This is a genomic window from Brevibacillus daliensis (assembly GCF_021245735.1).
GTDB lineage: Bacteria > Bacillota > Bacilli > Brevibacillales > Brevibacillaceae > Brevibacillus_B > Brevibacillus_B daliensis.
In genome coordinates this window covers 82464-97941 of sequence record NZ_JAJISB010000016.1, presented here as the reverse complement: position 1 = coordinate 97941, position 15478 = coordinate 82464, and the positions used below count along the sequence as shown (strand labels likewise).

The 15478-nt window shown below is 40.3% G+C and carries 16 protein-coding genes; 3 read left to right on the top strand and 13 right to left on the bottom strand.

The window, feature by feature from the left end; translation table 11 throughout:
- Positions 1–128 precede the first annotated feature (128 nt).
- Positions 129–809, bottom strand: a complete 681-nt coding sequence (locus LM917_RS13670; protein ID WP_232698083.1) for a YdeI/OmpD-associated family protein — start codon at positions 807–809, stop codon at positions 129–131.
- 400 nt (positions 810–1209) lie between these two features.
- Between LM917_RS13670 and LM917_RS13665 the strand changes: the two genes are divergently transcribed.
- Entirely contained in the window at positions 1210–2094 is an 885-nt protein-coding gene (locus LM917_RS13665; RefSeq protein WP_232698082.1) for a pirin family protein, read from the top strand.
- A gap of 95 nt (positions 2095–2189) precedes the next feature.
- On the opposite strand, the gene LM917_RS13660 is transcribed toward LM917_RS13665, so the two are convergent.
- The 3 genes from LM917_RS13660 to LM917_RS13650 form a co-directional block, all read right to left on the bottom strand.
- Positions 2190–2531, bottom strand: coding sequence for a zinc ribbon domain-containing protein YjdM (locus LM917_RS13660; protein ID WP_232698081.1), 342 nt, complete (start codon positions 2529–2531; stop codon positions 2190–2192).
- A 320-nt stretch (positions 2532–2851) separates the two neighbouring features.
- Positions 2852–3622 carry a DODA-type extradiol aromatic ring-opening family dioxygenase gene (locus LM917_RS13655; RefSeq protein ID WP_232698080.1) on the bottom strand — a complete coding sequence of 257 codons (771 nt, stop codon included), beginning with the start codon at positions 3620–3622 and terminating at the stop codon, positions 2852–2854.
- A gap of 45 nt (positions 3623–3667) precedes the next feature.
- Positions 3668–4075: a DoxX family protein gene (locus tag LM917_RS13650; RefSeq protein WP_232698079.1), complete on the bottom strand. Its 408-nt coding sequence runs from the start codon at positions 4073–4075 to the stop codon at positions 3668–3670.
- Between the two features lie 151 nt (positions 4076–4226).
- On the opposite strand from LM917_RS13650, the gene LM917_RS13645 reads away from it, so the two are divergent.
- A complete protein-coding gene (locus LM917_RS13645) occupies positions 4227–4775 on the top strand; it encodes a helix-turn-helix domain-containing protein (RefSeq protein ID WP_232698078.1) in 549 nt (182 codons plus the stop codon).
- A gap of 146 nt (positions 4776–4921) precedes the next feature.
- Here LM917_RS13645 and LM917_RS13640 read toward each other — a convergent pair whose 3' ends face one another.
- The 9 genes from LM917_RS13640 to LM917_RS13600 all read right to left on the bottom strand — a co-directional run bounded on the left by LM917_RS13640 (position 4922) and on the right by LM917_RS13600 (position 14404).
- The gene (locus LM917_RS13640) at positions 4922–5977 is read right to left on the bottom strand and encodes an NAD(P)/FAD-dependent oxidoreductase (RefSeq protein ID WP_232698077.1); all 1056 of its coding nucleotides are present in this window, start codon (positions 5975–5977) and stop codon (positions 4922–4924) included.
- A 21-nt stretch (positions 5978–5998) separates the two neighbouring features.
- A complete protein-coding gene (locus LM917_RS13635; RefSeq protein ID WP_232698076.1) occupies positions 5999–6979 on the bottom strand; it encodes an ABC transporter substrate-binding protein in 981 nt (326 codons plus the stop codon).
- A gap of 89 nt (positions 6980–7068) precedes the next feature.
- Positions 7069–7914: an ABC transporter ATP-binding protein gene (locus LM917_RS13630; protein WP_232698075.1), complete on the bottom strand. Its 846-nt coding sequence runs from the start codon at positions 7912–7914 to the stop codon at positions 7069–7071.
- Positions 7915–7944: 30 nt separating this feature from the next.
- Complete coding sequence (locus LM917_RS13625; RefSeq protein ID WP_232698074.1) at positions 7945–9660, bottom strand: ABC transporter ATP-binding protein; 1716 nt, start codon at positions 9658–9660, stop codon at positions 7945–7947.
- A gap of 30 nt (positions 9661–9690) precedes the next feature.
- Complete coding sequence (locus tag LM917_RS13620) at positions 9691–10725, bottom strand: FecCD family ABC transporter permease (RefSeq protein WP_232698073.1); 1035 nt, start codon at positions 10723–10725, stop codon at positions 9691–9693.
- Entirely contained in the window at positions 10726–11784 is a 1059-nt protein-coding gene (locus tag LM917_RS13615; protein WP_232698100.1) for a FecCD family ABC transporter permease, read from the bottom strand. It lies immediately after the preceding gene.
- Between the two features lie 163 nt (positions 11785–11947).
- Positions 11948–12286 (bottom strand): TroA family protein, encoded by a 339-nt coding sequence (locus LM917_RS13610; protein WP_232698072.1) that lies wholly within the window; start codon positions 12284–12286, stop codon positions 11948–11950.
- Between the two features lie 13 nt (positions 12287–12299).
- Complete coding sequence (locus tag LM917_RS13605) at positions 12300–12692, bottom strand: ABC transporter substrate-binding protein (protein WP_232698071.1); 393 nt, start codon at positions 12690–12692, stop codon at positions 12300–12302.
- A 119-nt stretch (positions 12693–12811) separates the two neighbouring features.
- Positions 12812–14404 (bottom strand): helix-turn-helix domain-containing protein, encoded by a 1593-nt coding sequence (locus LM917_RS13600; RefSeq protein ID WP_232698070.1) that lies wholly within the window; start codon positions 14402–14404, stop codon positions 12812–12814.
- A gap of 227 nt (positions 14405–14631) precedes the next feature.
- Between LM917_RS13600 and LM917_RS13595 the strand changes: the two genes are divergently transcribed.
- Positions 14632–15477 carry a M15 family metallopeptidase gene (locus tag LM917_RS13595; protein ID WP_232698069.1) on the top strand — a complete coding sequence of 282 codons (846 nt, stop codon included), beginning with the start codon at positions 14632–14634 and terminating at the stop codon, positions 15475–15477.
- The last annotated feature ends 1 nt before the right edge of the window (position 15478 follow it).

Sequence of the window (15478 nt, the reverse complement as noted above, 5' to 3'; positions counted from 1 at the left end):
AACGGCTAACAAATACAAGGAATACGAAAAAAGAACTGTAGCTGGAATAGTGGATTTTAATACCCACTTAATTCCGGTTGCAGTTCTTTTTGTAGGTGATACAGCTGGAGATTACTCCCTGTATTTTCCTATTTCTTATTTTTTCTATATAAATCCATTGATTTATATCCTTCTCCTAAGATAGTCTCCATTTCTGACAAGCGCTTTTCTTGCGTCTCTTTTCTCTTAGCGCTATATACATAACGTGCCCAATCCTTTTGATAACCAAAGGGTAACTGGTTGTATGTTTGTAATAAATCCTCATTCTTTTTCAAATGCTGCTTAATATCCTCAACATGTTCAATGTAGTCGTCTACACACTGACTGCTTTTCGTGCTAGTAGCTTTTTTTACTTTCTTTGGTGCTTCTGACTTAAGCCCGACTACAGTGAAAATATCATTTAAGCTAACCATTCTAGAAAATTTTATAGTACTTCCATAGACATACCCGTCCTCATTTTGAGGAATTTGACTAAATAAACTGTCACGGTCTATGTATTCCTTATATGTAGGGTTATTCTTTTTCGGGTACGCAAAGAATACATAACCTTTATCCGTAAGTAATTGCTTATCAATAATTTCCTTTACATACGTAGTAAGATCTTCTAATCCGAAAATAAAGATAAAGATAAGATCGTACTTATCTTTTTTAATAGATGTGTCATACTCTAATCCCTGAAAGTCATTATTATCCTCAGGAATATGAAGGATTAGTTTGGCCGGGTATTTATTTATATTTAATTTCTCAATAACACTTTTGGGCGAATTCATATTGAATACTCCTTTACTTTTTCATTATGTGTATTTTTCTGTGAAAAACGTTTCGACATTTTTCATAAAATTGGGATGTGACCGCTTGCGGTCCAACAAAACGGTCATGACCGTTTTGTTCATTCATCTCTTCTTAGGATAAATAGTATATCACGGAAACATTCACCGATATTTTAAGAGTTGACAAAAAGTAAATTACATATTATCTTCAATTAAAGATAAGTTAAATAGAGATTATTAAATTAAAGAAAATTTGCGAGGTGATTCCTATTGTCACCATCCAAGTTTGGCATATTAGAAACACTGTACACCAAAGGCAAGATCCCGATTCAACGAATACCCTGCTATGAAGATCGAAGAGTGATCAATACCAAAATAACGGAAAAAGGAGTGTAATAACATGACTAACACATTTAGAGCTATTGAAGGAACATTTAGAGGGGCCCCATTTCATATGGTAGGAGATGGATTTCGCGTATCCAACTACTTCCCATCAGGAACTAATTTTGCAGAACGAATCAGCCCGTTTCTTTTGATGGACTATAATGCACCTTTTGTTTTCCCACCAAGTAACGAAGTAAAAGGTGTTGGCGCCCATCCGCATAAAGGATTCGAAACCGTATCTATCGCATACGAAGGCTATGTTGAGCATCATGACAGCTTTGGCAACCACGGGATTATCGGACCTGGTGACGTTCAATGGATGACAGCCGGTTCTGGACTGCTTCACAAGGAGTACCACGAGAAAGAATTCTCGAAACGCGGCGGTGAATTCCATTTTATCCAACTCTGGGTCAACCTCCCACGTGCTAATAAATCGCATGAACCTAGATATCAGGCATTATTGAAAGAAGATATGGGACGTGTAGAACTTCCCGACGATGGTGGAAGTGTTCGAATCATTGCTGGAGATTTTAATGGAGCTCATGGACCAGCGCAAACTTTTACACCAATTAATTTGTTCGATATCGCTTTTAACAAGAACGGAAAAGCTCGCTTTGAACATCCAGCTACTCATAACACAGCTGCTATGGTACTTAAAGGAAGTGCCCAGATCAATGAAACAAAACAAGCCAATGAAGGGGATTTTATACTCTTCTCAAACACACAAGGGGAAATTCTCATTGAAGGCCTAACTGACGATACCCTCGTGATCATTCTTAGTGGAGAACCGATCAATGAGCCCATTTATATGCATGGACCTTTCGTCATGAATACCCGTGAAGAAATTATTACAGCCTTTGAGGAGTACCACTCCGGTAAAATGGGGAACCTTGATTTCTAATGAAAAAAGGATGGATTACCTTGTTTATTAGGTAATTCATCCTTTCATTTGAAGAGAACAGTAATGATATCGGTTCTATTGCATTAAAACTGTATCTATATCTTTTTAACAAACTCAGATTTTAGTTTCATAGCTCCAAAACCATCAATTTTGCAATCAATGTCGTGATCACCATCAACCAAACGTATATTTTTTACTTTTGTACCTATTTTCAGGACTGATGATGATCCTTTTACTTTAAGGTCTTTGATTACAGATACAGTATCACCATCGTTTAGGACATTTCCATTTGCATCTCTGATAACCTTATTATCTTCATTATTTTCGGTATCTAGCTCTAGACTCCACTCATGAGCACACTCAGGACAAACAAAATGGCTTCCGTCCTCGTACGTGTATTCTGAATTACATTTTGGGCAATTTGGCAAAGTAGACATAGATTCATTTCCTCCATTTGTTGTTGTACATTCTACTATATAAGAATTACATTTTCTTTTTTACAGCTTTATAAGAATAGCAGGTATGGGCTTTGAATTTAGTAGCTAACATATAGGGATTTCCTCATATAAGTATATACTGTCATAGTCTTCTCCTATTGACAAGCCTTCCTTCAAGCCATCCTTGAAGTTCATATTCCAAAAACATTTGATATTTAGCAATCATTACTCCCACATCAAAACCAAAAGGGCACCCTCAATTGGGTGCCCTGAAACTTAGTGCTAACCTAAACTTATATCATCTCAAACCGCCATCACTATTAATTAAACTGCCAGCAGCTTAAGCTTAAATTACCGTACTGATAGCTGCGGTGAAGCAATTTTGCATCCCGATTCGCATCACCAGCCCCCATCGCAATTAGCAAAGGAATAAAATGTTCATTTGTTGGCACGGCATCTTGGGCATATGGAGCTAGTTCCCTATAGTTAAACAAGGAAGTAACATCCCACGTTTCCAGTTTGCTCTGCAACCAGTTATCGAATTCTTCGGCCCATGAATCAGTACCTTTTGAATTCCAATTTACTCTCCGCAGATTGTGCACGGTTCCCCCGCTACCAATAATCAACACATCCTGTTCCCTAAGCTCGGACAAGGCTTTACCGATTTGATACTGCTGTTCATTGGTCAGATATCGGTTGACGGATAAGGCTACAACAGGAATATCCACATCGGGATAAATCAGCTTGAGAACTACCCAAGCACCGTGATCAAGTCCTCTCTCTTCATCCAACGTGCTCTGAATCCCGTGCTTGGAGAACAACGCTTGGATCTCGTCGCTTAGCGATCGATTACCTTTGGCTGGATAGGTCATACGGTAAAGCTCATCCTGGAACCCACCAAAATCATAAATGGTGCTGTACTCATCAACCGCGCTCACTGTTTGAGTTTGTTGCTCCCAATGAGCAGAAAAAATTACAATCGCTTTTGGCTTTGTTGTATGGGCCGCAAAGCTTTTCAATAAGTCATTGTACGCATGATCTTCAAGAACAAGAGAAGGTGCACCGTGCGCGAAAAAATATGATGGCATCATATAGCGATTCACTCCTTTTTCCATAACATATCTCTTCAATTATTGTTAAGATACGCTACGCTTGCTACGAATCATGTGATCAACTGAAAGTGGCGTAGGCTCAGATACAAGCAGATGCATAGAGATCAACATAAATCCTATTTCCATCTCGTACCCAGGCATCTGATCGCTTCCAAGTAGTCCTGCAGAAAGCTTCACAGTAATGATCGCGCCAAGCATCAATAGGATAAACAAAGCTGATACAAAGCGGGTGTACAATCCAACAATAAGCATAATGCCACCAGCTACTTCTACTATTGCTGCGATATAAGCGATAAATCCAGGAATACCCATAGAACTAAACCAAGCATCTACATTACCTAAACCCATTTGGAACTTAGTAATTCCGTGAAGGAGAAATATAATCCCCAACACAACACGCATAATAGTTGTTACCCCTGTCATTTTCGTCATTCTTTATCTCTCCATTCTTAATATATTAGTAATAATAAAATATATTTTATATAAGAAATATATATCATAGGACTCTGGCGTGTCAATAAAAACTTTGATAATATAAATATATATTCCGTATTACAAATATTTTAAAGGGCGAGTGAATACTATGGACATTGGCTCCAACATAAGAGCAATCCGGAAACGAAAAAGCATTACTATCGCTCAGATATGCGAAGAAACAGGCCTATCCCAAGGCTTTTTAAGCCAGGTCGAAACCAATAAAACCTCACCTTCCATTGCCACGCTTGAGAGTATTGCGCAGGCTTTGAAGGTACCCTTAGCTTATTTGCTACTAAAAAAAGAAGAACGCATGGGTATTGTTCGAAAAGAAGAAAGAAAAATCACGACAAGTGGAGTCGAGAATCTAAAGGTAGAGCATCTGAGCTCTACAAGGAATGTAAGAATGATGATCGTTGAGATGCCTCCCGGTTCTTCTACAGGTGAAGTTCCGCATGCTCATGAGGGTCAAGAAGTACACGTTGTGATTAAAGGGAAGATCTATGCCGAGCAGGGAGAAGATTCGGCTGTATTTGTGGAGGGAGATTCTTTTTCTTGGAATGCCTGCACACCCCATTTGGTAAAAAATATCGGCGATGAGCTGGCTATTGTACTTATATCTGTCTATACAGAAACAGATAACAGAAACAGATCATAACGGATATTTATTGTAAGCAAGTTTAGTAGTACTTCAACCTAATGAGACATATAGAACAAGAAAAATCCCTCAAACTCCAAAATTGACCTGAGGGATTTTTCCTTTCATTAAGTAAAAGAAGCAGGGTGGCTATCTCAAGTCCCCTATTAGCCTCTCACTTCTCTATAATTTTCGTCATCTAAACCAAGCTTCTTGTTTCGTTCCTTAAACCGGATATTATGTGAAGAAACGTATGCTACTTTCGGTGCATCTGGCTCAATATGTAACTTAGCACTATTTAAGGCGAGCACTCCATCCGTGAAGGCCCCAGCAATCAACCTCACCTTGCTCTCATGGTCAATGAAATCACCTGCGCCATAAATACCAGGGATATTCGTTTCCCTTTTCGCATTCACAACCGCTGCATCATCTTTCATTTCTAATCCCCATTCGGTTATTGAACCGTAATCGCACTTCAACCCATGATTGACAATAACTGCATCCACAGCAATTCTCTCTATTTCACCTGTTTCTATATGAGAAATGGATACTTGACTGATCATATCTCCATTACCATGCAGCTGTACCACTTCATAAGGTGTACGTACATCTACAGAGGACTCTTTCATCTTGATGACATTCTTCTCTAGTCCGCCAAAGTCATTACGTCGATGCACGACTGTTACACTTGCAGCGATTGGTTCTAATTCATTTGCCCAGTCAACCGCTGAGTTTCCACCTCCAGATATCAGCACATGCTTGTCACAAAATACCTCAAGCTCTTGTACTGTATAGTGTAAATTTGTGACCTCGTAGCGGTCTGCTCCTTCAATCTCTAGCTTTTGCAAGGTTAATACACCATACCCCACCGCTAAGATAACCGTTTTTGTATGATGCTTCTCACCTGTTGACGTCGTCAAAATAAAGGTTCCATCCTTCAATTTCTCTAACCCTTCGACCTTTTGATTCAACACAATTTTCGGATCGAAAGTTCTCGCTTGCTCTTCTAATTGAGTGATTAGTTGCTCACATAGAATTGGCGTAACTCCACCTACATCCCAAATCATTTTCTCTGGATAAATGAGCATTCTGCCCCCAAGCTTTGGTCCATACTCAATAATTTTTGTTTTTAAATCACGCATTCCACTATAAAAAGCTGTATACAACCCGGCAGGTCCCCCACCAACAATAGTTACGTCAAATAACTCTAATCCTTCTGTCATCTTGGTCCCCCATGCTTTTATTTATTTCGCTCCTGTTAACATCTCTGCCATTTCCTCTGCTTGTAACAGTGCTGATAATGGATCACTGGTAAAATATTTTTTAATATTTAGTTCATATACGTGCTGTTTTTTCACAGCATCAAGCGAATTCCAAACGCTCGGCAATTCTGGTTTGCTCCCCTCACCCTTTGTAATCATAAAAATATAATCACCAGCAAAGTCGTCTACTTTTTCCCAGGATACATCGAGTCTTTGCTCTCCCTTATCAATGATTTCGCTTTTTACTAAGGGATGCGGCGTAACTCCCAAAATTTGATACAAGGCATCTCCGCCTCGCTCTCCCGCTTCACCGACAACAATAGTCGATTTAGTAGTAACAACGTCAATAATTGAGAAGGTGGCACCTTCTGGAATCGCTTCTTTTATTTTTGCCTTAGCCACTGCGACCCGTTTATCAAAAGAAGTGAGCCACTCTTCCGCTTCTTTTTGTTTATTCAAAATTTCACCCATTGCCGTAATTTCCTCATGAATGCTGTTATAGTTACCCGTATCAAACACTACGGTAGGGGCAATTTTACTATATTGCTCAACCATTTTAGGATCCCACGTAATAATTAAATCTGGATTCAATGCAAGCATTTTTTCTACCGATACTTGTCCATCCTGCCCAATATCCTCTGTCCGGTCTGTTATGTACGGCTCAAGAAATCGTCCAAAATCTAGAATTGTTTTGGAAGTACCAACTGGCTCTACTCCTAGTGCCAGCACATGGCCGAGATCCCAGTCGACAATAACGCGCTCAGGATGGGTAGGAATTTCAACATCGCCTGTTACCGTGGAAATGATTCGTGTCTTATTCGTATCTTGTTCTACCGTCTGTTCTTCTTTCCTTACATTTGTACTGTTACTACTGGCTCCTTCACTTGCGCAAGCGGCAAGAAGGAACATCAAGCATAAAATGAACAGCCAGGATCCTGTTCTTTTTATGTTCTGTTTCATCATGTATACTCAATCCTTCTTTTCAGTTTTAAAAGGGGCAAGGTTAACCTACTAAGGTTTGACTCTTTTCTATAGGCACAACCTCGCACCAATTATTCTAATAAGCAGCTGCTAATACCTTTATGTTTGTTTGTTTCTTTCTTTTCCGATCCATCTGCTAGCTCATATGGCAGGCAAAGCGGACCGCCTGTACGTGGATCAGTGATAATATCTGCTTCGATCGCAAACACCTCACGTAGCACTTCAGGAGTGACCACCTTTTCCGGTGTTCCTGCACTCACTACTGTTCCTGATTTGATCGCCACCATATGATGGGCGAATCTAGTCGCATGATTCAAATCATGGACGACCATTATAATCGTTCTTTGCTCTTCCTCATTCAGCTTTTGTAGCAGTTTCAATACTTCAAGCTGATGAGCCATATCTAAAAAAGTCGTCGGTTCATCAAGAAACAGAATACTTGTCTGCTGGGCAAGCGCCATCGCTATCCATGCTCGTTGACGCTGCCCTCCCGATAATTGGTCAACAGCCCGATCATAAAAATCCATCATTCCCGTTACTTTAATCGCCCAGTGAATGATTTCACGGTCTTCCTGTGTCATTGTGCCTAAGCCTTTTTGATGCGGGTAGCGGCCATAGCCAACCAGCTCATAGACGGTTAATCCATCTGGCGCAGTCGGATTTTGCGGCAAAATGGCTAATTCCTTGGCCACTTCTTTCGTGGACTTCGTATGAATCATCTGCCCGTCAAGCATCACTCCGCCATCAATAGGTTTCATAATGCGTGCCATCGTTTTCAAAATAGTTGATTTGCCAGAACCATTCGCTCCTACTAAGGCGGTAATTTTCCCATTCGGTACAGACAAATTCAGGTTATCGATGATGATATGATCGCCATAGCCGATGGTTAAGTCTTTGGTTGATAAACGATCAGCCATTTCTATCTCCTCCTATAATCTAATCTTCTTCTACATTTGAAATTGTGCATAATGCAGTCTGCTGTAGGTACCTCCTGCTTCAAGCAGTTCCTTATGTGATCCTTGCTCTTTAATACCTTCTTCCGTTATTACTAGAATTCGATCGGCATTTTTAATCGTGGCAAGGCGATGAGCAATCACGAGCGTGGTTCTGCCTTGAGACAGCTCATGTAAGGCTTTCTGGATCGCTGCCTCTGTTTCAGTATCTAGCGCAGAAGTCGCTTCATCGAGAATAAGAATTGGCGGATTTTTCAGGAACATGCGAGCAATAGAAATTCGCTGCTTCTGTCCTCCAGATAACTTGACGCCACGTTCACCAATTAAGGTATCCAACCCATCTGGAAGCCCGAGGATAATGTCTTCCATCTGCGCACGCCTCGCAGCCTCCCAAATCTCCTCTTCCGTCGCATCAAGCTTCCCGTAGGCAATATTTTGTCGAATTGATCCATCGAAAAGAAACACATCCTGCTGCACAATCCCAATCTGCTGGCGCAATGATTGAAGCCCCATCTCTTTAATATCGATGCCGTCAATCATAATACTGCCTGATTCAATGTCGTAAAACCTTGGCAACAAACTACAAATCGTCGTCTTTCCAGCTCCCGATGGACCGACAAGCGCTACCGTTTCTCCTTTATTGACAGTAAAATTAATATTGGTAAGTACCTTTCCTTTTCCCTCGTAGCCAAATGTGACGTTTTTATACTCAATATCACCGTTTAGATGTTTAACTTGAATGGCATCAGGTACATCCTCCTCATCAGGCGCGGTGTTAAGTAGATCCAAATAACGACGGAAACCTGCTATTCCTTTTGGGTAGGTTTCTATAACAGAATTAATTTGTCGAATAGGTGTAAGAAAGATATTGGATAGAAGCACAAAAGCCATAAATTCTCCAAACGTCATTTGTCCTTCAATCACAAACCAAGTACCACAACCTAGAACAAATAGTGAAACAACCTTCATTAGCAAATGACTAATCGATGAGTTCCATGCCATCACCTTGTAAGTAACAAGCTTCGTTGTACGGAATCGTCCATTGTTTACTGCAAATTGCTTAATTTCATGATTTTCGTTAGCAAATGCCTTAACGACCCGAATTCCGCTCACGTTATTTTCAACTCTGGCATTGAAATCAGCTATATCGGCAAACATTTGGCTGAATGCCCGCGACATTTTCCCGCTAAAGTAAATAGATAGACATATCAGGAATGGAATAATAATGAATGTCAGCACAGCTAGCTCCCAATTAATCGATAACATTAAACCAAAGGCCCCAATCAGAGTCATCACCGCAATAAACAAATCTTCTGGACCATGATGGGCAATTTCGCCAATATCCATTAAATCATTGGTCATCCGCGAAACGAGATGGCCTGTTTTGTTATTATCAAAAAATCGAAAAGATAGCTTCTGGACATGGTTGAATAATTTTTTCCGCATATCTGTTTCAATATTAATTCCAAGCATATGACCCCAATATGTAACAACATAATACAGAAAAGAGGTAAGTATATATATCCCAAGCAAGGCGACACACGCCCATATAATTAAGCTCCAGTTTCCTGATGGCAGTAAGTCATCAATCACTTTATTAATCGCTAATGGAAAAACAAGCTCCAATAAGGCAGCAAAAATGGCACAAGAAAAATCTGCAATAAATAGCCATTTATATGGCCGGTAATAAGAAAAAAATTGCCTTAACATATTGTGAAAGAACTCCCTCCTATTTGATCATTAAACTTTTGAACGGGCTAGTAGGTATAAAAAGTAAGGCGCTCCTATCACTGCAACAACAACACCTGCTGGAATTTCCGAAGGCTGTATAATCCAACGTCCAATCGTATCAGCTACTAGAACGAGTAGTGCTCCTGCCAGAGCAGATCCTGGAAGCAGAAATTGATGCTGCGGACCGATCAGACGGCGAACAAGATGGGGCGCAATCAATCCGACAAACCCGATGCCGCCACTGACAGAAACGGAAGAGCCTGCTAATCCAACCGCTGCTGCAAGAAGAACCAATCGTTCTTTTTCCACAGAAGCTCCTAGTCCGATAGTCATCTGATCGCCCAAGCTTAATACATTTAGTACACGAGCTTTATAGCATACAAATGGCATTAAAATCACAATAAACGGAAGCAGTGAGACAACAAATGTCCAGTTAGAGCCCCAAATACTCCCAGCCATCCATGTTGCCACAAACTGATATTGCTCTGGTGAGATGCGCATAGTCAGCACAATCGTAGCAGCACTGATACCTGCAGCAATAGCAATTCCTGTCAATAAGAGCCTAGTAGGTGACAGGCCCTCTCCTTTTTTAAGCGATAGGACATAAATTAACGCAGCGGTGAGACCCGCTCCCAGCCATGCTAATATCGGCAGGAGCATCACAGAACCAACCGTTTGCGTTGGAAAAAAGGCAACGTAAAGCATCACAACAAGCCCTGCCCCCGCATTGATTCCCAGGATTCCGGGATCTGCCAGTGCATTTCGGGAAAGCCCCTGCAATACGCAGCCAGAAACCGCAAGTGAAGCCCCGACAAGAACAGAAATGATAATACGTGGAAGCCTGAAATCAAACAAAATCAGCTCTTGCTTGTCAGTGCCCCCGCCAAATAACGTTCTAATTAATTCTATTGGTGCTAGTCGGATATGCCCTGTATTAACACTTATAATAAAGGCAACAACAATGAACACTGTAAAAACAATTAATGTCGTTATGCTCCGCTTTCTTCTCTTGGATTCAGCAGGTGAAAAATCAGACCATTCCACTTATAACCCTCTCCTTTCTTTACGAGCAAGGTAGAGGAAGAACGGTACACCAATTAAAGCAATTAAAGCACCGACCGGTGTCTCATAAGGCGGATTGATCATCCTGGCGGTAAAATCTGCCCATAGAAGCAATAGGCTTCCAAGAACAGCTGAACATGGAATAATGTAGCGGTAATCTACCCCGACTAAATATCTTGTTACATGCGGAACGATAAGCCCGACAAATCCGACTGCTCCAACAATTGAAACAGCGGATCCAGCTAATACCAACACAAGAATAGTTCCCATAAGCTTAACCATTTTTGTTTTTTGCCCTAAACCGGAGGCTATCTCCTCACCAAGACTGAGCAATGTAATAGATCGGGAAAGCATAATGGCACAAAGAACCGCGACGCTAACCCATGGAATCATAATTTTCAACTGTTCCCACTTCGTCCCAGCTACTCCCCCCGCATACCAAAAGGCAAGATCCTGTCCGATCCGAAAATATAATGCAATTCCTTCATTTAATGCACCGAATAAAGCACTGACAGCTGCACCAGCAAGTACTAGACGTAACGGTGTCAAACCACCCTTTGCCATGGAACCAACTCCAAACACAAGTCCTGCTCCGACTGCCGCTCCGATAAACGAAAACATGATTAAGTTCATGTACGGGAGCTCTGGAAAAAAGGCAAAGCAAAGCGACATCACTAATACGGCACCAGAATTCAAACCGAGCAGTCCCGAATCAGCAAGCGGATTTCTTGTCATTCCCTGCATAATGGCACCTGCAACCGCAAAGCTTGCACCTACTAACACTGCCCCTAGTACTCTTGGCAGCCGCAAATCCCTGATAATCTGATGATCATTACTAGTAGGATTAAAATGAAAAACAGAATCCCAAATAACCGACAATTTAATATCAGCTGCTCCAAAAGAAATGGAAAGAGCTATACTAAATATAAGTGCGGCAATTCCCCCAATCATAATGATTGTTGCGGCTGCCGGTCGTGAACGGAGCTGAGGTTCCGCTGCTTCAATCTCCGTTTCATCTATTTTCACTGCAGTCATTCCCATCATCCATTCATTTTTGCATTAAAATATCCACAATTTAACGAAATTGATTATCATTATCATTTGAAAATGAATAGAGTAATCCTCCATGTTTCGAATTACTCGTGAAGCTTCTATACAAATGATTTCACCAATAACGACACATCAATGATATTTTCAGATAAAACTATTTCTTAATCGCTTCCAACATATCGGCAAATTCCTCCGCTTGGTTGGCCACGGAAATTGGATCATACGGCCAGAAGCGAGCTGGGTCTGGGAATAGCACACGTTTATTTTTTACTGCCTCAAGATTGTTCCAAATTGGACTTTTGGTATCAAAACTTCCACCGTATGACTCATCTACAAAAATATAATCCCCTGCATAGTTCTCAAGTACTTCATATGAGATCGTAAGAAATTCATCTGGATTTCCAATGACCTCTTTAGCAATTGCATCAGTTGGTTTTAATTGCAAATACTGATACAATGCTTCACCGCCCCGATATAAACTATCTCCATACACATAAAGATCCTTACTATAAGTCTGAATCATTATTTTGCGTAATGATTAAGTCTGGTTCAAGCTCCAGAATTTTCTCATAATCTGTTCCTTCACCAATGTCTTCTACTCCTTGGACTAAATCTTGAATATGGGGATTTTTAATATCCTTACTCCCTGCCCCAACCGGCTTCATATCCAAGGCCAGAACTGTAGCTAATAATCCAGCTTGTGTCACAATCCGCTGAGGTTTTGCTGGGATTGTCACCTCTCCATTAACCGTTTGGACTACCCGCGTTTCTTCAGCAGCAACCTGTTTATCTCTTGGGTTATTCTCTGAACTTTGACTAACCTCGTTGCTGCTGCAGGCTGTCAATACGGTTAGAGAGATAACAGTCAGTAGTACCAAAAGCTTATTGTATATGTTCAAAATTATCCTCACTCTCCCAACAGCGAAAATGATAACGATAACCATTTTCAATTGTAACAAGAGCAATTTTGAAAAGACATAGACAATGATAACTAATTCAATATGGACAAATGTCAGATTTACAACCTACCTAAGATGTATTTCACTTGAATATCCAATTGTTTCTCTAACGCTACACCTTCACTGGCCCAAAAATCTTCAAGGCGTAAGAGATAGATTTGTCTGTTTTTTGCGGCTGATAGCTGACGCCAAACTTCAAGTTCAGAGATTCTTGACGATTGCTCTACAGAATGAACTACAACAAACATATGGTCAGCTGCATACGCAGAAAGTTCATTTTCAGGAATGATCAGATGCTTATTAGTCTCCAATACTTCCTGTTGAATCCGCTTGGCAGGAGTCAACTTCAACATTGTATATAGATTAAAGGCTCCTCTTGCGGTCGATTTCCATATCCCTACATTTCCATTCTCTCTTAATTCATATAGACCGACTGTCTCCTCCTCTTTTAGCACACCTTTCAGCATTTTCCGGGCACATTCCGCTTTTTCCCTAAATGTCCGAATCCACTCATTCGTTTCCGTTTCTCTTCCAACGATCCGTCCGATCATCTCTACTTCTTCCAAACGGTCATGTGTATCCCAATCAAGCATCATGATTGGTGCTATTGACTCCATCTCCTCGATCATCTTTTGATTCGGATATAAATAAGTAGGGGCAATAATTAGATCTGGCTTGAGATCTCGCCATTGTTCAATGGTAGGCAGTCTATCAGGGGCTAATTGGATTGATGAGCCAACTTCCTCTCTTAACAGCTCAGGTACATTAGCATACGATGAGAGAACTGCGGCCGGTTTTATTCCTGTCGCTAGCAGTGAACCTGTAAACTGAAGGGTAAAGATTCGCTCAAAATTTCTTCCTTTCCTGAACTCACTTGGCGACATCCCCGTCTGCTTACGGAATTTTCTGCTTAAATAAAGACCATCCTGGTAGCCAACTTTGCGTGCAACCTCCCCAATCGTCAGAGTATGTTCAAGTAAAAAGACCTTAGCCTTATCCATGCGAATATGCGCCAAATAGTCAGAAAAACTCCAACCTGTCTCTTTTTTAAACCGCTCAGAAAAATAGTTTGGATGATAGCCAAAGTATTTTGCTACTGCGTCTCGTGACAAGGCTTGATGAGAATGTAAATGAATGTATTGCAACACTGAATGAAATGACGAACTATATGTACGCTCTTGAAATAAAATAAATTCAGCCTCAATTTTTGCAATTAATTCGTTCAACAAAAAAATTACTTTTGAATTTTCCGCTTCTTCAGCAGATATTTTAATCAGCTGAGTAGCTAAATTTTTCACCTCTACTGAAACCTGGTTATAATACAAACCACTCTGTGGAATTAAATCAAATGATTGCTGATAACGCAATTCTTCCTCTGTCACACCTATCAGCTCATAACATGAAAAAAAGAACACATCATAGATAAGTTCAGCTCTCCCTGTATTTCGAAGATTTACCTTTTCCTGAGGTTTTATTACTAACACCGAGCTGTTCTCAAGGTTGAACATTTGGTCTCCACTTTGAATCTCTGCCGTTCCAGATAAAATGATGAAAAGAACCGCAAGTTCTGTTTCATATTCAGCTACCTGCCCTGCTTTGATACATACATGAATGCCTTCTTTAAAGGAATACACTCTGTTTTGTCGTAACATCTCATCCTCCTTAAAATCCTGCATTTACCCTGATTTTCAATCTAATTGATTATCATTATCAATAAATTCTATCTCCTTTTTAGTATTCTCGCAATGTTAATAAAATAAAGAGAGCCCGATAACTTAAGAAAAATTTTATTTTCACCCTACTTTTCTTTTTAACAGTTGTCCCTATCCTAAATGAGTGAAGATTAAAGGAGGAAACTGGGAATGAAAAAGTTTTTTTTTTGCTTGTCATCTTGTTATTGCTAGGTTATAAGGGCGCTCAACAGATATATGAGAACACACAAATCTCTCTTAGTTACGAAAATAATCAAGCTCAAGGAGAGACTTCCAAGGAAGGATACCAAACAATAGAAATAACAAAAGATCAGATATACCAGGGAAATCTGTTATTAGTGAATAAAGAGTATCCCATTCATGAAGAAGCTGTAATGTCCGATGTGATCCATCTGTATCAGAATGAGGAATTGATAAGGGGGTATAGTTTGCTCGATACCTCCATTCAAATATCAGAAAGTGTAGCTAAAGCATTTTTAGATATGGCTCAGGATGCTAGGAAAGATAACGTGAGCCATTTTATGATTAACAGCGGTTATCGAGGCTTTGATGAACAAAATCAACTTTATGAAAAAATGGGCTCAGACTATGCCAATCCGGCTGGTTTTAGCGAACACAATATGGGTTTGGCCCTTGATATTGGATCTACTCAAATGAAAATGGAGAATGCGCCTGAAGGAAAATGGCTTGCAAAAAATGCTTGGAAATACGGATTTATTTTACGCTATCCAGCTGACAAAATAGCTATCACAGGTACGGCATATGAACCCTGGCATTACCGTTATATAGGGTTACCTCATAGTGCGATTATCCAAGAATATCATTTTACTTTGGAAGAATATTTGGATTACCTGAAAGAAAAAAAACACGTCTCAGTTCATGTCGATGGTGAAACATATGAAATCTCTTATTACCCTGTTTCCCAAGACACTACTATCAATGTACCAGTAAATAGGCACTATATTTCAGGTGACAATATGGGTGGAATTATTGTGACCATGTACCCTAATTAGC